This is a genomic window from Pseudomonas sp. B40(2017), from assembly GCF_002112855.1.
Taxonomy (GTDB): domain Bacteria; phylum Pseudomonadota; class Gammaproteobacteria; order Pseudomonadales; family Pseudomonadaceae; genus Aquipseudomonas; species Aquipseudomonas pharyngis.
The window spans coordinates 198,450-218,353 of record NZ_NEIT01000007.1 but is presented as its reverse complement, the minus strand read 5'-3'; the positions used below and the strand labels follow the sequence as shown (position 1 = coordinate 218,353).

The 19,904-nt window shown below is 60.9% G+C and carries 18 protein-coding genes; 12 read left to right on the top strand and 6 right to left on the bottom strand.

The genetic code is table 11. The features are described 5' to 3' along the window. Positions 1–82 precede the first annotated feature (82 nt). The 12 genes from nuoG (at position 83) to CAF76_RS20860 (ending at position 13,790) form a co-directional block, all read left to right on the top strand. A complete protein-coding gene (gene nuoG, locus CAF76_RS20910) occupies positions 83–2,797 on the top strand; it encodes an NADH-quinone oxidoreductase subunit NuoG (RefSeq protein WP_085648273.1) in 2,715 nt (904 codons plus the stop codon). Next, positions 2,794–3,801 (top strand): NADH-quinone oxidoreductase subunit NuoH, encoded by a 1,008-nt coding sequence (gene nuoH / locus CAF76_RS20905; protein WP_007964859.1) that lies wholly within the window; start codon positions 2,794–2,796, stop codon positions 3,799–3,801. Before nuoG ends, nuoH begins: the two co-directional genes overlap by 4 nt. An 11-nt stretch (positions 3,802–3,812) precedes the next feature. Then, positions 3,813–4,361 carry an NADH-quinone oxidoreductase subunit NuoI gene (nuoI, locus tag CAF76_RS20900; protein ID WP_007951461.1) on the top strand — a complete coding sequence of 183 codons (549 nt, stop codon included), beginning with the start codon at positions 3,813–3,815 and terminating at the stop codon, positions 4,359–4,361. A gap of 9 nt (positions 4,362–4,370) precedes the next feature. After that, positions 4,371–4,871: an NADH-quinone oxidoreductase subunit J gene (gene nuoJ, locus CAF76_RS20895; protein WP_007951462.1), complete on the top strand. Its 501-nt coding sequence runs from the start codon at positions 4,371–4,373 to the stop codon at positions 4,869–4,871. A gap of 3 nt (positions 4,872–4,874) precedes the next feature. Further along, entirely contained in the window at positions 4,875–5,183 is a 309-nt protein-coding gene (gene nuoK, locus CAF76_RS20890) for an NADH-quinone oxidoreductase subunit NuoK (protein ID WP_003180046.1), read from the top strand. Next, positions 5,180–7,033 (top strand): NADH-quinone oxidoreductase subunit L, encoded by a 1,854-nt coding sequence (nuoL, locus tag CAF76_RS20885; RefSeq protein WP_085648272.1) that lies wholly within the window; start codon positions 5,180–5,182, stop codon positions 7,031–7,033. The genes nuoK and nuoL overlap by 4 nt, the downstream gene beginning before the upstream one ends. 39 nt (positions 7,034–7,072) lie before the next feature. Then, positions 7,073–8,605, top strand: a complete 1,533-nt coding sequence (gene nuoM, locus CAF76_RS20880) for an NADH-quinone oxidoreductase subunit M (RefSeq protein WP_011334963.1) — start codon at positions 7,073–7,075, stop codon at positions 8,603–8,605. 7 nt (positions 8,606–8,612) lie between these two features. Beyond that, on the top strand, positions 8,613–10,076 hold the full coding sequence (nuoN, locus tag CAF76_RS20875) for an NADH-quinone oxidoreductase subunit NuoN (RefSeq protein WP_064597748.1): 1,464 nt from the start codon (positions 8,613–8,615) through the stop codon (positions 10,074–10,076). Between the two features lie 489 nt (positions 10,077–10,565). Then, complete coding sequence (locus CAF76_RS28875) at positions 10,566–10,694, top strand: hypothetical protein (protein WP_256579644.1); 129 nt, start codon at positions 10,566–10,568, stop codon at positions 10,692–10,694. A gap of 50 nt (positions 10,695–10,744) precedes the next feature. Continuing rightward, the gene (locus CAF76_RS20870; protein WP_085648271.1) at positions 10,745–11,968 is read left to right on the top strand and encodes a YcaO-like family protein; all 1,224 of its coding nucleotides are present in this window, start codon (positions 10,745–10,747) and stop codon (positions 11,966–11,968) included. A 41-nt stretch (positions 11,969–12,009) separates the two neighbouring features. Continuing rightward, positions 12,010–12,915 carry a trans-aconitate 2-methyltransferase gene (locus CAF76_RS20865; RefSeq protein WP_256579643.1) on the top strand — a complete coding sequence of 302 codons (906 nt, stop codon included), beginning with the start codon at positions 12,010–12,012 and terminating at the stop codon, positions 12,913–12,915. Then, on the top strand, positions 12,912–13,790 hold the full coding sequence (locus CAF76_RS20860; protein ID WP_085648269.1) for an alpha/beta fold hydrolase: 879 nt from the start codon (positions 12,912–12,914) through the stop codon (positions 13,788–13,790). Before CAF76_RS20865 ends, CAF76_RS20860 begins: the two co-directional genes overlap by 4 nt. A 42-nt stretch (positions 13,791–13,832) precedes the next feature. On the opposite strand, the gene CAF76_RS20855 is transcribed toward CAF76_RS20860, so the two are convergent. The 6 genes from CAF76_RS20855 to CAF76_RS20830 are packed head-to-tail and all read right to left on the bottom strand — an operon-like array spanning position 13,833 to position 19,785. Next, a complete protein-coding gene (locus tag CAF76_RS20855; protein WP_085648268.1) occupies positions 13,833–15,575 on the bottom strand; it encodes an ABC transporter substrate-binding protein in 1,743 nt (580 codons plus the stop codon). Positions 15,576–15,622: 47 nt separating this feature from the next. Next, on the bottom strand, positions 15,623–15,895 hold the full coding sequence (locus CAF76_RS20850; protein WP_039767461.1) for a DUF2160 domain-containing protein: 273 nt from the start codon (positions 15,893–15,895) through the stop codon (positions 15,623–15,625). A 10-nt stretch (positions 15,896–15,905) separates the two neighbouring features. After that, the gene (locus CAF76_RS20845; RefSeq protein ID WP_007951486.1) at positions 15,906–16,706 is read right to left on the bottom strand and encodes a carbohydrate ABC transporter permease; all 801 of its coding nucleotides are present in this window, start codon (positions 16,704–16,706) and stop codon (positions 15,906–15,908) included. Positions 16,707–16,715: 9 nt separating this feature from the next. Then, positions 16,716–17,582, bottom strand: coding sequence for a carbohydrate ABC transporter permease (locus CAF76_RS20840; protein WP_007951487.1), 867 nt, complete (start codon positions 17,580–17,582; stop codon positions 16,716–16,718). Beyond that, entirely contained in the window at positions 17,579–18,691 is a 1,113-nt protein-coding gene (locus CAF76_RS20835; protein ID WP_007951488.1) for an ABC transporter ATP-binding protein, read from the bottom strand. The genes CAF76_RS20840 and CAF76_RS20835 overlap by 4 nt, the downstream gene beginning before the upstream one ends. Further along, positions 18,691–19,785 carry an ABC transporter ATP-binding protein gene (locus CAF76_RS20830; protein WP_064597764.1) on the bottom strand — a complete coding sequence of 365 codons (1,095 nt, stop codon included), beginning with the start codon at positions 19,783–19,785 and terminating at the stop codon, positions 18,691–18,693. Before CAF76_RS20830 ends, CAF76_RS20835 begins: the two co-directional genes overlap by 1 nt. Positions 19,786–19,904: the final 119 nt, after the last annotated feature.

The following is a 19,904-nucleotide window of genomic DNA, read 5'->3' as shown; positions in this document are numbered from 1 at the left end:
TCGGGGCTGACTGGATTCGGACGGATAACAAGATTCCATTAGCCACGCCCGCTGACACCGGGCCAACGAAGACCTTTGAACCATGGCCACTATCCACGTAGACGGCAAAGCGCTCGAAGTCGACGGGGCAGACAACCTGTTACAGGCATGTCTGTCGCTGGGCCTCGACATCCCTTATTTCTGCTGGCACCCCGCGCTTGGTAGCGTCGGGGCCTGCCGCCAGTGTGCGGTCAAGCAGTACACCGACGAGAACGACACCCGTGGTCGCATCGTCATGTCCTGCATGACGCCTGCCACCGACAACACCTGGATCTCCATCGACGATGAAGAATCCAAGGCGTTCCGCGCCAGTGTCGTCGAATGGCTGATGACCAACCACCCACACGACTGCCCTGTGTGCGAGGAAGGCGGTCACTGCCACCTGCAAGACATGACCGTGATGACCGGCCACAACGAGCGCCGTTATCGCTTCACCAAACGCACCCACCAGAACCAGCAACTGGGCCCGTTCATTTCCCACGAGATGAACCGCTGCATCGCCTGCTACCGCTGCGTGCGTTTCTACAAGGATTACGCCGGCGGCACCGACCTCGGTGTATTCGGCGCCCACGACAACGTGTACTTCGGTCGCGTTGAAGACGGCACCCTCGAAAGCGAGTTCTCCGGCAACCTCACCGAGGTCTGCCCGACCGGTGTGTTCACCGACAAGACTCACTCCGAGCGCTACAACCGCAAGTGGGACATGCAGTTCTCGCCGAGCATCTGCCATGGCTGCTCGAGCGGTTGCAACATCTCCCCGGGCGAGCGTTACGGCGAACTGCGTCGCATCGAAAACCGTTACAACGGTTCGGTGAACCAGTATTTCCTGTGCGACCGTGGCCGTTTCGGTTATGGCTACGTCAACCGCACCGACCGCCCACGTCAGCCGCTGCTGGCCGACGGCACCAAGCTTGGCCTGGATGCTGCGCTGGACAAAGCCGCCGACCTGCTGCGCGGTCGCAACATCGTCGGTATCGGTTCGCCGCGTGCCAGCCTGGAAAGCAACTACGCGCTGCGTGAGCTGGTCGGTGCCGAGCACTTCTACTCCGGTATCGAAGCCTCGGAGCTGGAACGCATCCGTCTGGTCCTGCAAGTGCTGAAAGACAGCCCGCTGCCAGTGCCGAACATGCGCGACATCGAAGACCACGACGCCGTGTTCGTCCTCGGTGAAGACCTGACCCAGACCGCCGCCCGCATGGCCCTGGCCCTGCGTCAGTCGGTCAAAGGCAAGGCCGAAGACATGGCCGAAGCCATGCGCGTCCAGCCTTGGCTCGACGCTGCGGTGAAGAACATCGGTCAGCACGAACTGAACCCGCTGTTCATCGCCAGCCTGGCTGAAACCAAGCTCGACGACATCGCCGAAGAATGCGTACACGCCGCTCCCGACGATCTGGCACGCATCGGTTTCGCCGTGGCTCACGCCCTGGACGCCAACGCACCGGCCGTTGAAGGTCTGGACGCCGAAGCCCTGGAGCTGGCCAAGCGCATCGCCGACGCCCTGCTCGCGGCCAAGCGTCCGCTGATCATCGCCGGTACTTCGCTGGGCTCCAAAGCCTTGATCGAAGCGGCTGCGAACATCGCCAAGGCCCTGAAGCTGCGCGAGAAGAACGGTTCGATCAGCCTGATCGTGCCGGAAGCCAACAGCCTCGGCCTGGCCATGCTCGGTGGCGAATCGGTTGATGCTGCCCTGCAAGCGGTCATCGACGGCAAGGCAGACGCCATCGTCGTGCTGGAAAACGATCTGTACACCCGTACCGCCAAGGCCAAGGTCGATGCGGCACTGAACGCTGCGAAAGTGGTGATCGTTGCCGACCATCAGAAGACCGCCACCAGCGATCGCGCGCATCTGGTTCTGCCAGCCGCCAGCTTCGCTGAAGGCGACGGCACGCTGGTCAGCCAGGAAGGTCGCGCCCAGCGCTTCTTCCAGGTTTTCGACCCGCAATACATGGACGCGAGCATTCTGGTCCACGAAGGCTGGCGCTGGCTGCACGCCCTGCGCGCTACCCTGCTGAACCAGCCGATCGACTGGACGCAACTCGACCACGTGACCGCTGCCGTTGCTTCGAGCACCCCGCAACTGGCCCGTATCGTCGACGCCGCACCGTCCGCCTCGTTCCGCATCAAGGGTCTGAAACTGGCGCGTGAGCCGCTGCGTTACTCCGGTCGCACCGCGATGCGCGCCGATATCAGCGTTCACGAACCACGCACCCCGCAGGACAAGGACACCGCGTTCGCCTTCTCGATGGAAGGTTACTCGGGATCCGCCGAACCGCGTCAGCAAGTGCCGTTCGCCTGGTCGCCAGGCTGGAACTCGCCGCAAGCCTGGAACAAGTTCCAGGACGAAGTCGGTGGTCACCTGCGCGCTGGCGATCCGGGCACCCGCCTGATCGAAAGCAGCGGTGATTCGCTGAACTGGTTCGCCAGTGTTCCGCGCGCGTTCAACCCGGCCCAGGGCACCTGGCAAGCCGTGCCGTTCTATCACCTGTTCGGCAGCGACGAGAACTCGTCAAAAGCCGCTCCGGTCCAGGAACGCATCCCGGCTGCCTACGTTGCACTGGCCAAGTCGGAAGCGGATCGCCTGGGCGTCAACGACGGCGCACTGCTGAGCCTCAATGTTGCCGGCCAGACCCTGCGTCTGCCGCTGCGCATCAATGAAGAGCTGGGCGCTGGCCTGGTTGCACTGCCGGCCGGTCTGGCAGGCATTCCGCCGGCGATTTTCGGCCAAACCGTTGATGGTCTGCAGGAGGCAGCGCAATGACCTGGTTCACCCCTGAAGTGATCGATGTGATCCTGACGGTCATCAAGGCCATCGTGATCCTGCTGGCCGTGGTGGTCGCAGGCGCGCTGCTCAGCTTTGTCGAGCGTCGCCTGCTGGGCTGGTGGCAAGACCGTTACGGTCCGAACCGCGTTGGCCCGTTCGGCATGTTCCAGATCGCAGCCGACATGCTGAAGATGTTCTTCAAGGAAGACTGGACCCCGCCGTTTGCCGACAAGGTGATCTTCACCCTGGCACCGGTGGTGGCCATGTCCGCCCTGCTGATCGCGTTCGCGATCATCCCGATCACCCCGACCTGGGGCGTGGCGGATCTGAACATCGGCCTGCTGTTCTTCTTCGCCATGGCCGGTCTGTCGGTCTACGCGGTGCTGTTCGCCGGCTGGTCGAGCAACAACAAGTTCGCCCTGCTGGGCAGCTTGCGTGCCTCCGCGCAGACCGTGTCCTACGAAGTGTTCATGGGCCTGGCCCTGATGGGCATCGTGGTGCAGGTCGGCTCGTTCAACATGCGCGACATCGTCGAGTACCAGGCGCAGAACCTGTGGTTCATCATTCCGCAGTTCTTCGGCTTCTGTACCTTCTTCATCGCTGGCGTGGCCGTGACTCACCGTCACCCGTTCGACCAGCCGGAAGCGGAACAGGAACTGGCCGACGGTTACCACATTGAATACGCCGGTATGAAATGGGGCATGTTCTTCGTCGGTGAATACATCGGCATCATCCTGATCTCGGCGCTGCTGGTCACCCTGTTCTTCGGTGGCTGGCACGGTCCGTTCGGCATCCTGCCGCAACTGTCCTTCGTCTGGTTCGCACTGAAGACCGCGTTCTTCATCATGCTGTTCATCCTGCTGCGCGCTTCCATCCCGCGTCCGCGTTATGACCAGGTGATGGATTTCAGCTGGAAATTCTGCCTGCCACTGACCCTGATCAATTTGCTGATAACCGCTGCGGTTGTGTTGTGGAACACACCTGCGGTTGCGGTTCAGTGAGGATTTGACCCATGTTCAAATATATTGGCGACATCGTTAAGGGTACCGGTACCCAGTTGCGCAGCCTGGTCATGGTCTTCGGCCATGGCTTTCGCAAGCGCGACACCCTGCAATACCCGGAAGAGCCGGTCTATCTGCCGCCGCGCTACCGTGGCCGCATCGTCCTGACCCGCGACCCCGACGGCGAAGAACGCTGCGTAGCCTGCAACCTGTGCGCCGTGGCGTGCCCGGTGGGTTGCATCTCGCTGCAGAAAGCTGAAACCGAAGACGGTCGCTGGTACCCGGACTTCTTCCGTATCAACTTCTCGCGCTGCATTTTCTGCGGTCTCTGCGAGGAAGCCTGCCCGACCACCGCGATCCAGCTGACCCCGGATTTCGAGATGGCCGAGTTCAAACGTCAGGACCTGGTGTACGAGAAAGAAGATCTGCTGATCTCCGGCCCCGGCAAAAACCCTGATTACAACTTCTATCGTGTTGCAGGTATGGCCGTTGCGGGCAAGCCGAAAGGCGCCGCACAAAACGAAGCCGAGCCGATCAACGTGAAGAGCTTGCTGCCTTAAGGAAGAACGATGGAATTCGCTTTCTATTTCGCATCGGGTATCGCTGTTGTGTCCACACTGCGTGTGGTCACCAACACCAATCCTGTGCACGCCCTGCTCTACCTGATCATTTCGCTGATCGCCGTGGCCATGACCTTCTTCGCACTCGGCGCGCCGTTCGCCGGCGTGCTGGAAGTGATCGCGTACGCTGGCGCCATCATGGTGCTGTTCGTGTTCGTGGTGATGATGCTGAACCTGGGCCCGGCCTCGGTTCAGCAGGAACGCACCTGGCTCAAGCCCGGGATCTGGGCGGGGCCGGTGATTCTCGCCGCCCTGCTGCTGGCCGAACTGCTGTATGTGCTGTTCGCTCACCAGAGCGGTCAGGCCATCGGCCACACCACCGTCGATGCAAAAGCCGTGGGCATCAGCCTGTTCGGTCCGTATCTGCTGGTGGTCGAACTCGCCTCGATGCTGCTGCTCGCTGCAGCCGTCACGGCGTTCCATTTGGGCCGTAACGAGGCGAAGGAGTAAGACATGCCTGCTATCCCTCTCGAGCATGGATTGGCCGTTGCCGGCATCCTGTTCTGCCTTGGTCTGGTCGGCCTGATGGTCCGCCGCAACATTTTGTTCGTGTTGATGAGTTTGGAAGTGATGATGAACGCCTCTGCACTGGCCTTCATCGTTGCGGGCGCCCGCTGGGCGCAACCGGATGGACAGATCATGTTCATCCTGGTGATCAGCCTTGCAGCCGCCGAAGCCAGTATTGGCCTGGCGATCCTGCTGCAACTGTATCGCCGCTTCCACACGCTCGATATCGACGCTGCCAGTGAGATGCGCGGATGAACCTACTCTTTCTGACTTTCGTATTCCCTCTGATCGGGTTCCTGTTGCTGTCGTTCTCCCGCGGCCGCTTCTCGGAAAACCTGTCGGCGCTGATCGGTGTCGGCTCCATCGGCCTGTCTGCCATCGTCGCGGCCTACGTGATCTGGCAATTCAACGTCGCGCCACCGGAAGGTGGCGTCTACACCCAGGTGCTGTGGCGCTGGATGTCGGTGGAAGGTTTCCAGCCTAACTTCGCGCTGTACCTGGATGGTCTGTCCGTGACCATGCTCGGTGTGGTGGTCGGCGTGGGTTTCCTGATCCACCTGTTCGCCTCCTGGTACATGCGCGGTGAAGCCGGTTACTCGCGCTTCTTCTCGTACACCAACCTGTTTATCGCCAGCATGCTGTTCCTGATCCTGGGCGATAACCTGCTGTTCATCTACTTCGGTTGGGAAGGCGTGGGCCTGTGCTCGTACCTGTTGATCGGTTTCTACTACAGCAACCGCAACAACGGTAACGCCGCACTCAAAGCCTTCATCGTCACCCGTATCGGCGACGTGTTCATGGCGATCGGCCTGTTCATCCTGTTCCAGCAACTGGGCACGCTGAACGTCCAGGAACTGCTGGTGAAGGCGCCCGAGCACTTCAAGGTCGGCGATTTCTGGATCGTGCTGGCGACCCTGATGCTCCTGGGCGGTGCGGTCGGTAAATCGGCGCAACTGCCGCTGCAGACCTGGCTTGCGGACGCGATGGCCGGCCCTACCCCGGTTTCGGCACTGATCCACGCCGCAACCATGGTGACTGCCGGTGTCTACCTGATCGCCCGTACCCACGGCCTGTTCGCCCTGGCGCCGGACATCCTGCACCTGGTCGGCATCGTGGGCGGTGTGACCCTGGTACTGGCCGGTTTCGCCGCACTGGTGCAAACCGACATCAAACGTATCCTCGCCTATTCGACCATGAGCCAGATCGGCTACATGTTCCTGGCGCTGGGCGTTGGTGCCTGGGAAGGCGCGATCTTCCACCTGATGACCCACGCCTTCTTCAAGGCCCTGCTGTTCCTTGCCTCCGGTGCGGTGATCGTTGCCTGCCACCACGAGCAGAACATCTTCAAGATGGGCGGCCTGTGGAAGAAACTGCCGCTGGCCTACGCCAGCTTCATCGTCGGTGGTGCCGCCCTGGCCGCCCTGCCGCTAGTGACCGCCGGTTTCTACTCCAAGGACGAAATCCTCTGGGAAGCGTTCGCCAGCGGCAACCACGGTCTGCTTTACGCAGGTCTGGTCGGTGCCTTCATGACGTCGCTGTACACCTTCCGCCTGATCTTCATCGCGTTCCACGGTGAAGCCAAGACCGAAGCCCACGCCGGTCACGGCATCGCTCACTGGCTGCCGCTGTCGGTGCTGATCGTGCTGTCGACCTTCGTCGGCGCCATGATCGTTCCACCACTGCACGGCGTGCTGCCGGAGAGCGTTGGCCATGCCGGTGGCGAAGCCAAGCACAGTCTGGAAATTGCCTCGGGCGCCATCGCTCTGGCCGGTATCCTGCTGGCGGCCCTGCTGTTCCTCGGCAAGCGTCGCTTCGTGACCGCAATCGCCAACAGCGGCATCGGCCGTCTCCTTTCGGCCTGGTGGTTCGCTGCCTGGGGCTTCGACTGGATCTACGACAAACTGTTCGTCAAGCCGTACCTTGCGATCAGCCATGTACTGCGCAAAGACCCGCTCGACCAGACCATCGGTCTGATCCCGCGCATGGCCAAGGGTGGTCACACTGCCCTGAGCCGTACTGAAACCGGTCAACTGCGTTGGTACGCCGCCTCGATGGCTGCTGGTGCCGTGTTGGTCATCGGCGCTGTCGTGCTGGTAGCGGTCTGATATGAACCTTGCGAATTTGCGAAAGGAAACGAGCCCGTCATGATTCTGCCTTGGCTAATCCTGATCCCCTTCATCGGCGGCCTGCTGTGCTGGCTGGGTGAGCGCTTCGGCGCCACCCTCCCCCGCTGGATTGCGCTGTTGACCATGACCCTGGAACTCGCCCTCGGCCTCTGGCTGTGGGCCCACGGTGACTATTCATTTGCACCGGCGCCTGGCGCCGATCCGACCTGGGCGCTTGAGTTCAAGCACGTCTGGATCCAGCGCTTCGGCATCAACGTGCACCTGGCCCTCGACGGCCTGTCGCTGCTGATGATCCTGCTGACCGGTCTGCTGGGTATCCTGTCGGTACTCTGCTCCTGGAAAGAGATCCAGCGTCACGTTGGCTTCTTCCACCTGAACCTGATGTGGATCCTGGGCGGTGTTGTCGGCGTGTTCCTCGCCCTCGACCTGTTCATGTTCTTCTTCTTCTGGGAAATGATGCTGGTGCCGATGTACTTCCTCATCGCGCTCTGGGGTCACAGTTCTTCGGACGGCAAGAAAACCCGTATCTACGCAGCGACCAAGTTCTTCATCTTCACTCAGGCTTCCGGCCTGATCATGCTGGTGGCGATCCTCGGTCTGGTCCTGGTCAACTACAACAGCACCGGCGTGATCACCTTCAACTACGCCGATCTGTTGAAGACCAAGATGTCGATGACCACCGAGTACATTCTGATGCTCGGTTTCTTCATCGCCTTCGCGGTCAAGCTGCCAGTGGTTCCGTTCCACTCGTGGCTGCCTGACGCTCACGCCCAGGCGCCGACTGCAGGTTCCGTCGACCTCGCCGGTATCCTGCTGAAAACCGCGGCCTACGGTCTGCTGCGTTTCGCCCTGCCGCTGTTCCCTAACGCCTCGGCCGAGTTCGCGCCGATCGCCATGACCCTCGGTCTGATCGGGATCTTCTACGGTGCGTTCCTCGCTTTCGCACAAACCGACATCAAGCGTCTGATCGCCTTCTCGTCCGTTTCCCACATGGGCTTCGTACTGATCGGCATCTACTCCGGCAGCCAACTGGCGCTGCAAGGCGCCGTGATCCAGATGCTGGCCCACGGTCTGTCGGCCGCTGCACTGTTTATCCTCAGCGGTCAGCTGTACGAGCGTCTGCACACGCGTGACATGCGTGAGATGGGCGGTCTGTGGTCGCGTATCGCTTACCTGCCGGCGATCAGCCTGTTCTTCGCAGCCGCTTCGCTGGGTCTGCCAGGCACCGGTAACTTCGTCGGCGAGTTCCTGATCCTGATCGGTACGTTCGCCAGTGCGCCATGGATCACCGCGATTGCCACCTCCGGTCTGGTGTTCGGTTCGGTCTACTCGCTGATCATGATCCACCGCGCTTACTTCGGTCCGTCCAAATCGGATTCGATCCTGCACGGCATGGACGGTCGCGAACTGATCATGGTGCTGGGCCTTGCGGTACTGCTGATTTACCTCGGCGTCTACCCGCAACCGTTCCTCGACACTTCTGCCGCCACGATGCATGGCGTGCAGCAGTGGCTCGGCACCGCCTTCACTCAACTCGCTTCGGCCCGGTAAGAGCGCTATGGAATTCACGATTCAACACTTTATTGCGCTTGCGCCACTGTTGATCACCAGCCTCACCATTATCGTGGTGATGCTGGCAATCGCCTGGCGCCGCAACCACTCGCAGACCTTCCTGATTTCGGTGGCGGGTCTGAACCTGGCCTTGCTGTCGATCCTGCCGGCCCTGAAAGTCGCGCCTCTGGCCGTGACTCCATTGCTGCAGATCGACACCTTTGCCTGCCTGTACATGGCGCTGATCCTGGTCGCCACCCTCGCCTGCGTCACCCTCGCCCACGCCTACCTCGGCGATGGCGGTTCGGGTTACCCGGGCAACCGTGAAGAACTGTACCTGCTGATCCTGATGGCCGCCGCCGGTGGCCTGGTTCTGGTCAGCGCGCAGCACCTGGCCGGCTTGTTCATCGGTCTGGAACTGCTGTCGGTGCCGGTCTACGGTCTGGTGGCCTACGCTTTCTTCAACAAGCGTTCGCTGGAAGCCGGCATCAAGTACATGGTGCTGTCGGCCGCCGGTTCAGCGTTCCTGCTGTTCGGTATGGCGCTGCTGTACGCAGACTCGGGCTCCCTGAGCTTCGTCGGTATCGGTCAGGCCCTGGCCGCGACCGGTCTGCCAAGCTCGCTGGCGCAACTGGGTCTGGGCATGATGCTGATCGGTCTGGCGTTCAAGCTGTCGCTGGTACCGTTCCACCTGTGGACGCCGGACGTGTACGAAGGTGCTCCGGCACCGGTGGCCGCGTTCCTCGCCACTGCTTCGAAAGTGGCCGTGTTCGCGGTCATGGTTCGTCTGTTCCAGATCTCCCCTGCCGCAAGCAGTGGCGTACTGAGCAACGTGCTGACCATCATCGCCATTGCCTCGATCCTGTTCGGTAACCTGCTGGCCCTGACCCAGAGCAACCTCAAGCGTCTGCTCGGTTACTCCTCCATCGCGCACTTCGGCTACCTGCTGATTGCACTGGTGGCGAGCAAGGGTCTGGCGGTGGAAGCCATCGGCGTGTACCTGGTCACCTACGTGATCACCAGCCTCGGCGCCTTCGGCGTGATCACCCTGATGTCCTCGCCTTACAACGGCCGTGACGCAGACGCGCTGTACGAGTACCGCGGCCTGTTCTGGCGCCGTCCGTACCTGACCGCCGTACTGACCGTGATGATGCTGTCCCTGGCCGGTATCCCGCTGACTGCAGGCTTCATCGGCAAGTTCTACATCATCGCCACCGGTGTCGAGTCGCACCAATGGTGGCTGGTCGGTTCCCTGGTACTGGGCAGCGCCATCGGCGTCTTCTACTACCTGCGCGTGATGGTCACCCTGTACCTGATCGAACCGAACCTGCGCCGCCACGACGCCCAACTGCACTGGGAACAGAAAGCAGGCGGCGTGATGCTGCTGGCGATTGCCGTCCTGGCGTTCTTCCTCGGCCTGTACCCACAACCGTTGCTGACCCTGGTTCAGCAATCGGGGCTGGCGGGCTGATCGCTCAGCGATACTTGGCTACAAACAGAAACGGCACCTTCGGGTGCCGTTTTTGCTTCTGGGCGAGCATTCCGAGTTCCCCCTGCCAGTCCTGCTTGAGCGCCCGAAAGCTTGCGCCGATTGTGCGGTACTTTGCCAAACCTCATAGGAAAACTCACCGCATAACTGTTCCATAAGTCCACGTAAATCCTTCAGTACGAATTTGCGTCATCCCCGCGATGAAACATCTGACAACGGCAGGAAACAGAACGTCTCGGAACGCAGATTCCTGTCGCCTGACTCGACCGTTTTCACGCCGTTCGATGCTCTCAGAAGCGCCCCGCCTGGTGATTCCGACACGTCAATTCACGTTTTATCAGTACGTATTTCGACACCGCTGAAACCCGCGGCTGGAAACGTCCGGACATTTTTGACCCCGCCTTCACCGCCCTTTTAGATTCGGCTCGTGCTTGCAACAGCACTCCCAAACAACAACCAAGGAGCTACATCATGGGCTATATGGGCAGCTGGAACGCCAACCAGATCGATGAACTCGAGGAGCAAGAAGCGCCCTCGGCAGAGCAGATCGAAGCGCTGCAACTGACCGAGGAAGAACAGGCGGAACTCAACGCCGAGTGACAGAACCCGCGGGGGCCTTGCGCCCTCGCGGGCTTTCCAGGAAGGAAATCATGGACAAGACAACGTTGGCCGAGCGTGAGCTCACGGCCGATCAGGCAGAACGGCGTATTCACACCGAACTTTCACGCCTGGGCCTCACACCGCACACCCGCACCCTCGGCAGCAAAGTGGTTGCCGTTCAGGCGAGTCTTCATGGCGGCGACAACCGTCATGCCCGTGGCTCGGGCAAGGGTTATGCGGATCAGGCGCACCTGGGCGCGCTCTATGAAGCGCTCGAGCATTACTGGACGGATGAGCTCTGTACCTACGATGTTCACCACGAAACGGAACGCTATTTCAAAGACACGCCGATGTTTGCCGATGACTCGCTTCTGCACAGGCTCACTTGCCAGCAAAACGTGCGCATCACCTGCCGGACCTATGTCTGTCCGCCGTGGCATGACCGGTTTTCCTACCCGGTGGCGCTGACCTCGCCGAACGGCTCACGTTTACCCTCGTCACCGGGCATGGCGGACTACCGCGCCGTGCAGCGCTACGCCAGCAACAGCGGCACCGCCATTGGCGCCACTTACCACGAAGCGATGCTGCACGCCGCCAACGAATGCATCGAGCGCGACGCCGTGTCGTTGTTTCTGCTCGATCATTTTTATTATCAGAACCATCCGCCACTGCGACGGGTGGCGCGTCTCACTGAACGCGACGATCTCGATCGTCTTTGGGCTGATGCCGAACAAGTGATCGACGGCGAAATCGTGCTGGTGGATATCAGCACCGAGTTCAAGACGCGAACCTTTCTGGCCTTCACCACGAAGCCGGGCGCTCACCCACAGGTATTCGGCAGCGGCAGCTCTCTCGACCCGCGTCACGCGGCGTGGCGGGCGCTTACTGAACTGGTGCAGCTGCAACTGAGTGCCGCCGAACCCGAATACCGTCAGACACTGGCCAATGCGCTGCGCAACCTGCAACCGTTCCCGCGCCTGCTGCGCTGTGCGCAGTTTGATCCGCACACGCTTCTGCATCGCTGCGTTCAACACGAGGTGAGACTGCCGGATGCCGCTAAAAACCTGTCGGTGGGCAATCAACTGCACCTGCTGACTCAAGACCTGCGGATTCATGGACGAACGCTGGGTGCAGCGGTCCTGCAGCGAACCGAGCTCGGCACGACCCTGCTCAACGTGGTGATCCCCGGACTGGAACGCTTCTTCGTGGTCTGCAGCGGTAACGTCGTCATCCCGCAAGCCCGGGGCCGTACGCTGGAGAGGTGCGCCGCATGAGCCGACTTGACCGCAACCGGGAACTGACATTGGCCCGATCCATGCGCCTTTACCTCAACGAGAACGGCGCTGTTGGCCACTTCCTCGAACCGCGAGGCAGCGGACTGCATCACATTTTTTTCCTGCGGGTGAACGATGAGCTCTGGGTCGGCCGTAAGCTCCTGCAACGTGACCGGCATTTTCGATGGCAGGCCAGCAGCTCGCTCAAACCCGCCATGTTGTTTGGCCCGCATCTGCATTCATTGTGGGGGGATGACGGGTTGTCGATCGGCTATCGGACGGCCTCACCCGCGGAGAAAGCGCAGGTCTTCGAACATGCATTGCATCAGGCTGACAGCGAGATCCTGGTTCCCTTCCCGCTGCTGGATGAGGCGGGCCGGGAAGCGGTCCGCCCGGCAGAGTTCTGGCAAGGCAACGAATCACTGGCCGAACAGCTGAACACCGACGAACACCACCTGCGCGAATACTGCGCCGGGCTGCTCCAGGCCATCGCTGAAAAAGGCGCACTGATTTACGACCCGGCCTGTTCGACCGGCGCGTTCATCGCCCACCTCGCCCGCGCCTTGCCAGACTGTCTGTGCCTGGGCAGTGACCGTTCGGCCTCGATGATCGAACACGCCAGGCAATGTCACAGTGGGACGTCCGTCGAGTTCGACGTGCTGGAGGCAAGTGAGGCATTCGATACAGGCATCCGCTGTGATGTCTTGATCCTGAGGTTTCTCAACGCCGAAGTCTTGACCCGCCGCGAGGCCCAGACCGCCTTCGAATCGCTGATCCGCTGCGTCAATCCCGGTGGCACGATCCTCGTCTTCGGTCACACCCCGGTGCTGATTCCGGTCAGTTGGCTTGCGTCCATCCACCACCTGAAACTTGAATCCAGTGTCGCGGCGCGGCCGGGGCAGAATGAGCTGTTCCAGGTCTATCGTCTGACGGTTCCGGCGCCATGAGCTTTTCCCTGCACAGCCGAGGTTATTACCCGACCGGCGACGGCCATCAACTCTATTGGGAACGCCATGGTGTTCCGGGACACGAACCGGTGTTTTTCCTCCATGGCGGCCCCGGCGGACGTATCAGCCGTCACCATTTGCAGTTCTTCGAACCGGGTCGGTTCGACATCATCCTGTTTGATCAACGGGGTTGCGGGCGCTCGACGCCCTACGGCGAACTGCGGGATAACACTACCGGGCTGTGTGTCGAAGACATCGATGCCCTGCGCCAACATTTCGGCTTCGAAAAAATCAGCGTGCTGGGCGTGTCATGGGGTAGCTGGCTGGCGATCCAGTACCAACAGCGATATCCGCAGCACCTGCTGAAAACCACGCTGGTTTCGGTATTCGTGCCGTTTGCCGCCAATGTCCGGGCCTACGATCAGGCACTCAATGACGGGTTGGCTCAATCGCCTCAAACGTCGACCGGCGACCGCGCCAGGAACATCTACCGGATCCTCGGCGAAGGCTGTCCATCGCAGCAACACCGTGCCGCCATCGAATGGTTGAACGCTGTTCTACGTCGCAAAGGGCAGACGATTTGCCGCGCCACACTGGAGCGCTTCGTCGATCAGGAAGCGGTGCTCGCGATCCGCCTCGAACTGCATTACCACCTGCACAACTATTTCTTCACACCAAAGGACGAATACCTGACCCTCGACGACAATACCCTGCTGATCCAGGGCATCCGCGACACCCATGGCATGGCCAGCGTGCGCTGGCTCAGGCAACGCATGAACATTCACTGCCGGCTGCTGCACGCCGGGCACAACGCCTTTGAAAACGCCCTCCTCAAAGCGGTGCGTCGGGCGGTGAAACGTGAAATCGAGGGCTAAAAAAACGGCACCCGAAGGTGCCGTTCCGTCCCGCAAAGGCGCTTACTTGCGTGCCGCCTCCCACGACTTGAGCAGTTCGTTGTAGCTCACGGTTTCGCCCTTCGGCTTCTCGTTGGCCAGTTTCGGTTTGGGTGCGCCCGGCTGGTCGAACCAGTATTGCGCGTCGCGCTCGGGGTTCATTTTCGGGGCGCACACCGCTTGGGCCTTGGAGCGTTCCAGACGGGTCATGATCGCGTCCTGATCCTTGGCCAGACCGTCGAGGGCCTGTTGCGGGGTCTTCTCGCCGCTGGCGGCTTCGGCGATGTGGCTCCACCACAATTGTGCCAGGCGTGGGTAGTCCGGCACGTTGGTGCCGGTCGGCGTCCATTGCACACGGGCCGGGCTGCGGTAGAACTCGACCAGACCACCGAGTTTCGGCGCCAGATCGGTCATCGCTTGCGAGTTGATGTCCGACTCGCGAATCGGCGTCAGACCGACGATGGTTTTCTTCAGCGACACGGTTTTCGAGGTCACGAACTGCGCGTACAGCCAGGCCGCGAGTTTCTGTTTCTCAGGCGTGGACTTCATGAAGGTCCACGAGCCCACGTCCTGATAACCGAGCTTCATCCCTTCTTCCCAGTACGGCCCGCGCGGCGACGGCGCCATGCGCCACTTCGGCGTGCCGTCGGCGTTGACCACCGGTAGGCCCGGTTTGGTCATGTCGGCGGTGAAGGCGGTGTACCAGAAGATCTGCTGGGCGATGTTGCCCTGGGACGGCACCGGGCCGGATTCGGAGAAGGTCATGCCCGCCGCTTCCGGTGGCGCGTACTTCTTCAGCCAGTCGACGTATTTGGTGGTGGCGAACACCGCCGCCGGTCCGTTGGTGTCGCCGCCGCGGGTCACGCTGGAGCCGACCGGGTGGCAATCCTCGACGCGAATTCCCCACTCGTCCACCGGCAAGCCGTTGGGAATGCCCTTGTCGCCGCCACCGGCCATGGAGAACCAGGCATCGGTGAAGCGCCAGCCCAGGGACGGGTCTTTCTTGCCGTAATCCATATGCCCGTAGATGCGTTTGCCGTCGATCTCCTTGACGTCTTCGCTGAAGAACTTGGCGATGTCTTCATAGGCCGACCAGTTCACCGGCACACCCAGTTCATAGCCGTACTTTTCCTTGAACTTGGCTTTCAGGTCGGCACGTTCGAACCAGTCGGCGCGGAACCAGTAAAGGTTGGCGAACTGCTGGTCGGGCAACTGATAGATCTTGCCGTCCGGCGCGGTGGTGAAGGAGATGCCGATGAAGTCCTTGATGTCGAGGGTCGGCGAGGTGAAGTTCTTGCCTTCGTTGGCCATCAGGTCGGTGATCGATTCAGTCTTGCCGTAGCGAAAGTGCGTACCGATCAGGTCCGAGTCGTTGACCCAGCCGTCGTAGATATTCTTGTCCGACTGCATCACCGTCTGCATTTTTTCCACGACGTCGCCTTCCTGCAGCAGGTCGTGGGTCAGCTTGATGCCGGTGATTTCACTGAAGGCCTTGGCCAGCACCTTGGATTCATATTGGTGGGTGGTCAGGGTTTCCGAGACGACCTTGATGTCCATCCCGCGGAACGGCTCGGCCGCCTTGATGAACCACTTCAGTTCTTCCAGTTGCTGCTCGGCCGTCAGGGTCGACGGTTTGAATTCGCTGCCGATCCATTTTTTTGCGGCATCTTCGTAGGCGTCGGCCCAGGCGGACGCGCTCAAACCGCTGAGTGCCAGCATGGCTGCCAATGAAATGCTATGTCGCAGCTTATTTTTCTTATCGAACATAGAGACCTCCTGTTAGGTTTTCGGAGCACGATTGCCGAGCGATTCGACTAGCCCCAACGCATCACAGCCAACAGCCACACCAGGGACAACGCGGACGCTACCCAGATGCTCCAGTCGGTCACGCCGATTACCAGCAGATGCAGGTAGGCGCTGCCGAGAAGACCGATGAACAAACGATCGCCACGGGTGGTGGCAATCGGCAGAAACCCTCGCCGCAAGATGCTCGGCGAGCGCAATTCCCAGGTGGTCATGCCCACCAGGATCAACCCGATCACGATGAAAAACGCCGCCGTCGGGACGGTCCAGCTCATCCATTCCATCATCAGTTCCTCAGACCCGGCCCAGGGCAAAGCCCTTGGCCACGTGGTTGCGAACGAACCAGATCACCAGCATGCCGGGGAGAATAGTCAACACCCCCGCTGCCGCCAGTACGCCCCAGTCAATCCCGGATGCCGACACCGTGCGCGTCATCACCGCCGCGATCGGTTTGGCGTTCACCGAGGTCAGCGTGCGCGCCAGCAGCAGCTCGACCCAGGAAAACATGAAGCAGAAAAACGCTGTCACACCGATGCCGGATCCGATCAGCGGAATGAAGATCTTCACGAAGAACTTGGGAAAGCTGTAGCCGTCGATGTAGGCGGTTTCGTCGATTTCCTTCGGCACCCCGGACATGAAGCCTTCAAGGATCCACACCGCCAACGGCACGTTGAACAGGCAGTGCGCCAGCGCCACGGCGATGTGGGTATCGAACAGACCGATCGACGAATACAGCTGGAAGAACGGCAGCAGGAACACCGCCGGTGGCGCCATGCGGTTGGTCAGCAGCCAGAAGAACAGGTGCTTGTCACCGAGAAAGCGGTAGCGCGAAAACGCATACGCCGCCGGCAGCGCCACGGTCAGAGAAATGATCGTGTTCAGACTGACGTAGTACAGCGAGTTGATATAACCGGTGTACCAGCTCGGGTCGGTGAAGATCACCTTGTAGTTCGCCAGCGTGAAATCCTGTGGGAAAAGGGTCAGTCCGCCGAGGATTTCGGTGTTGCTCTTGAACGACATGTTCAGCAGCCAGTAGATCGGCACCAGCAGGAACAGAATGTAGAGCAGCAGGGGAATCAGCTTTCTTTTGCTCATGGCCGGGCCTCAGCGGTTGGCATCGTTGTGGGTCATGGCGGTGTAGAACAGCCAGGACACCAGCAGGATGATCAGGAAGTACACCAGCGAGAATGCCGCCGCCGGCCCCAGGTCGAATTGGCCTACGGCCATCTGGGTCAAGGTCTGACTCAGAAAGGTCGTAGAGTTACCCGGCCCGCCGCCGGTGAGCACGAACGGTTCGGTGTAGATCATGAAGCTGTCCATGAAGCGCAGCATCACCGCGATCAACAGCACGCTCTTCAACTTCGGTAACTGAATGTGCCGGAACACGGCCCAGGCCGAGGCCCGGTCGATGCGCGCGGCCTGGTAATACACATCGGGAATCGCCCGCAGGCCGGAGAAACACAGCAGCGCCACCAGCGAAGTCCAGTGCCAGACGTCCATCACCAGCACCGTGACCCAGGCGTCCATGGTGTTGGCCGCGTAGTTGTAGCTGATGCCCATGGCGTTGAGGCTCGAACCCAGCAGGCCGATGTCGGCACGACCGAAAATCTGCCAGATGGTGCCGACGACGTTCCATGGAATCAGCAACGGGATCGCCAGCACGATCAGCACCACCGACGACCAGCGACCCTTGGTCGGCATGGTCAGGGCAATGGCGATCCCGAGGGGGATTTCGATCAGCAGCACACACGCCGAGTAGATGAACTGGCGTAGCAACGAGTCGTGCAGACGCGGATCGAGCAGCACCTGCTTGTACCAGTCGGCACCGACGAAGTAGCGGCTGGACTGGTCGAAAATGTCCTGCACCGAATAGTTGACCACGGTCATCATCGGGATCACGGCACTGAACGCCACCAGCAGGAACACCGGCAACACCAGCCACCAGGCCTTGTTGTTCTGCACCTTGTTCATGGCTGTACCTCGCTGTCGGTGGCATCCAGCAGAAACTCGTCGGCATAGACCATCAGCCACTGCGCCGGAAAACTGATGTACGCCGTGCCCTGCGGCACCGGTTTGTCCTCGGCCAGACGCACTTTCAGCGGCGCGCCGTCCAGATCCAGGGTCATGATCTTGTAGGTGCCGAGGTCTTCGACGTGTACGACCCGCGCCTGCATCGCGTCATCAAACGGCTCGTCCCACACATGGATGAACTCGGGACGGATGCCGACCTTCAGATTTTTCCACTGGCCGTGTTCGATATGGCGCTGCAAGCCGTCGGACAGCGGCAGATGGGTTGAATTGAAACCGACCCCGCCCGGTTGCGGTTGCACTTCGATCAGGTTCATCCCCGGGCTGCCGATGAAGTAGCCGACAAAGGTGTGGCTCGGTCGTTCGAACAATTCCCGTGGCGTTCCGAACTGGACGATCTGGCCGCCGTACATCACCGCGATCTTGTCGGCGAAGGTCGAAGCCTCCAGTTGATCGTGGGTGACGTAGACCATGGTGATGTTGAACTGCTCGTGGATCTGCTTGAGCTTGCGCCGCAGTTTCCATTTCAGGTGCGGGTCGATCACCGTCAGCGGCTCGTCGAACAGAATCGCCGAGACGTCATCGCGCACCAGGCCACGGCCCATGGAGACTTTCTGTTTTTCGTCGGCGGTGAGGTTGCGCGCCTTCTTGCTCAGGAGGTTCTGCAGGTCGAGAACTTCGGCGATTTCCTGCACCTTGCTGTGAACTTTCGCCTCGGCCAGGCCCTGATTGCGCAGGGGAAAGGCCAGGTTGTCGAACACGGTCATGGTGTCGTACACCACCGGGAACTGGAACACCTGGGCAATGTTGCGCTTCTCCGGGGTCAGGTCGTTGACCGCTTTGCCGTCGAACAGCACATGCCCCTGAGACGGGCTGAGCAGACCAGAAATGATGTTGAGCAAGGTCGATTTGCCGCAACCCGAAGGGCCGAGCAAGGCATAGGCGCCGCCCTGCTCCCAGATATGGTCCATCTCGCGGATCGCGTAATCCTCGGGCCCGCTCGGGGTTTTGCTGTAGCTGTGGGCGAGGTGCTGCAAACGGATTTCGGCCATCAGGCAACCCTCGCGACGCGCCGGCCCGGTGCCTGCACCAGACGGCCCTGCGCATCGAACACAAACAGTTTATGGGTCGGGATATAGATGCGGATCGGCGCATCGACGTCGTATTCGTGAACACCCGGCAGATGCAGCACCAGCAGGAAATGCTCGTTGCGCACGTGCAGGAAGGTTTCCGAACCGCTGATTTCCGCCACCTCGACGGTCACCGCCAGTTCCAGGTCGTCATCGTTGCTCGGCACCAGCGAGATGTGGCTCGGGCGCACGCCAAAACGGAACTCGCCCTCGCCCACCGGCCGCAGGTCGACGTTCAGCGGGAAGTGCACGAAGTTGGCGAAACTCACTTCGTTACCGGCGATACGCCCCGGCATCAGGTTGATCGGCGGCTCGGAGAACAATTCAGCCGCCAGCACCGTTTGCGGCTGGTGATAGACCTCGGTCGACGGGCCGCTCTGGATCACCCGGCCCTCGTGCAGAATGGTGGTGGTGCCGCCCAGCGCCAGCGCTTCGTTGGGCTCGGTGGTGGCGTAGATGGCGATGGTGTGGCGCGCCTTGAACAGCTCGCGCATTTCCTGGCGCAGTTCTTCGCGCAGCTTGTAGTCGAGGTTGACCAGCGGCTCGTCGAACAGAATCAGCTCGGCATCCTTGACCAGCGCCCGGGCCATGGCCGTGCGCTGTTGCTGGCCGCCGGACAGTTCCAGCGGATAGCGCTTGAGAAACTTCTCGATGCGCAGCATCTTCGCGGTTTCCTGCACCTTGCTCTGGATCTGCTCGTTGGAGATCCCGGCCTGGCGCAGCGGCGAGGCGATGTTCTCGAACACCGTCATGGTCGGGTAATTGATGAACTGCTGATAAACCATCGACACGTTGCGCAAGCGCACCGGACGCTGGGTGACGTCGACGCCGTTCATCAGGATGCGGCCGCTGTCGGGCTTGTCCAGACCGGCCATCAGACGCATCAGACTGGTCTTGCCGGACAGCGTGCGTCCGAGCAAAACGTTGAAGGATCCAGGTTCGAATTTCAGGCTCGCATCGTCGATCCAGGTCTGGCCCTCGACGGTACGGCAGACGTGCTCCAGGGTGAGTGACATGGCTCGGCCTTTTTATTATTGGAGTCAAGCGACCTGTCCTGCAGAGCGACATTCGTGCCAAAAACGGTAAGCTGTTGATTTACCGCCAGATTCGCTGAAAGCCACACAAACCGTGGTTC

What these genes read in the sequence shown, in the direction of transcription:
- nuoG (WP_085648273.1), top strand. Translation starts at nt 83, where the DNA reads ATGGCCACTATCCACGTAGACGGCAAAGCGCTCGAAGTCGACGGGGCA.
- nuoH (WP_007964859.1), top strand. Translation starts at nt 2,794, where the DNA reads ATGACCTGGTTCACCCCTGAAGTGATCGATGTGATCCTGACGGTCATC.
- nuoI (WP_007951461.1), top strand. Translation starts at nt 3,813, where the DNA reads ATGTTCAAATATATTGGCGACATCGTTAAGGGTACCGGTACCCAGTTG.
- nuoJ (WP_007951462.1), top strand. Translation starts at nt 4,371, where the DNA reads ATGGAATTCGCTTTCTATTTCGCATCGGGTATCGCTGTTGTGTCCACA.
- nuoK (WP_003180046.1), top strand. Translation starts at nt 4,875, where the DNA reads ATGCCTGCTATCCCTCTCGAGCATGGATTGGCCGTTGCCGGCATCCTG.
- nuoL (WP_085648272.1), top strand. Translation starts at nt 5,180, where the DNA reads ATGAACCTACTCTTTCTGACTTTCGTATTCCCTCTGATCGGGTTCCTG.
- nuoM (WP_011334963.1), top strand. Translation starts at nt 7,073, where the DNA reads ATGATTCTGCCTTGGCTAATCCTGATCCCCTTCATCGGCGGCCTGCTG.
- nuoN (WP_064597748.1), top strand. Translation starts at nt 8,613, where the DNA reads ATGGAATTCACGATTCAACACTTTATTGCGCTTGCGCCACTGTTGATC.
- CAF76_RS28875 (WP_256579644.1), top strand. Translation starts at nt 10,566, where the DNA reads ATGGGCTATATGGGCAGCTGGAACGCCAACCAGATCGATGAACTCGAG.
- CAF76_RS20870 (WP_085648271.1), top strand. Translation starts at nt 10,745, where the DNA reads ATGGACAAGACAACGTTGGCCGAGCGTGAGCTCACGGCCGATCAGGCA.
- CAF76_RS20865 (WP_256579643.1), top strand. Translation starts at nt 12,010, where the DNA reads ATGCGCCTTTACCTCAACGAGAACGGCGCTGTTGGCCACTTCCTCGAA.
- CAF76_RS20860 (WP_085648269.1), top strand. Translation starts at nt 12,912, where the DNA reads ATGAGCTTTTCCCTGCACAGCCGAGGTTATTACCCGACCGGCGACGGC.
- CAF76_RS20855 (WP_085648268.1), bottom strand. Translation starts at nt 15,575, where the DNA reads ATGTTCGATAAGAAAAATAAGCTGCGACATAGCATTTCATTGGCAGCC.
- CAF76_RS20850 (WP_039767461.1), bottom strand. Translation starts at nt 15,895, where the DNA reads ATGGAATGGATGAGCTGGACCGTCCCGACGGCGGCGTTTTTCATCGTG.
- CAF76_RS20845 (WP_007951486.1), bottom strand. Translation starts at nt 16,706, where the DNA reads ATGAGCAAAAGAAAGCTGATTCCCCTGCTGCTCTACATTCTGTTCCTG.
- CAF76_RS20840 (WP_007951487.1), bottom strand. Translation starts at nt 17,582, where the DNA reads ATGAACAAGGTGCAGAACAACAAGGCCTGGTGGCTGGTGTTGCCGGTG.
- CAF76_RS20835 (WP_007951488.1), bottom strand. Translation starts at nt 18,691, where the DNA reads ATGGCCGAAATCCGTTTGCAGCACCTCGCCCACAGCTACAGCAAAACC.
- CAF76_RS20830 (WP_064597764.1), bottom strand. Translation starts at nt 19,785, where the DNA reads ATGTCACTCACCCTGGAGCACGTCTGCCGTACCGTCGAGGGCCAGACC.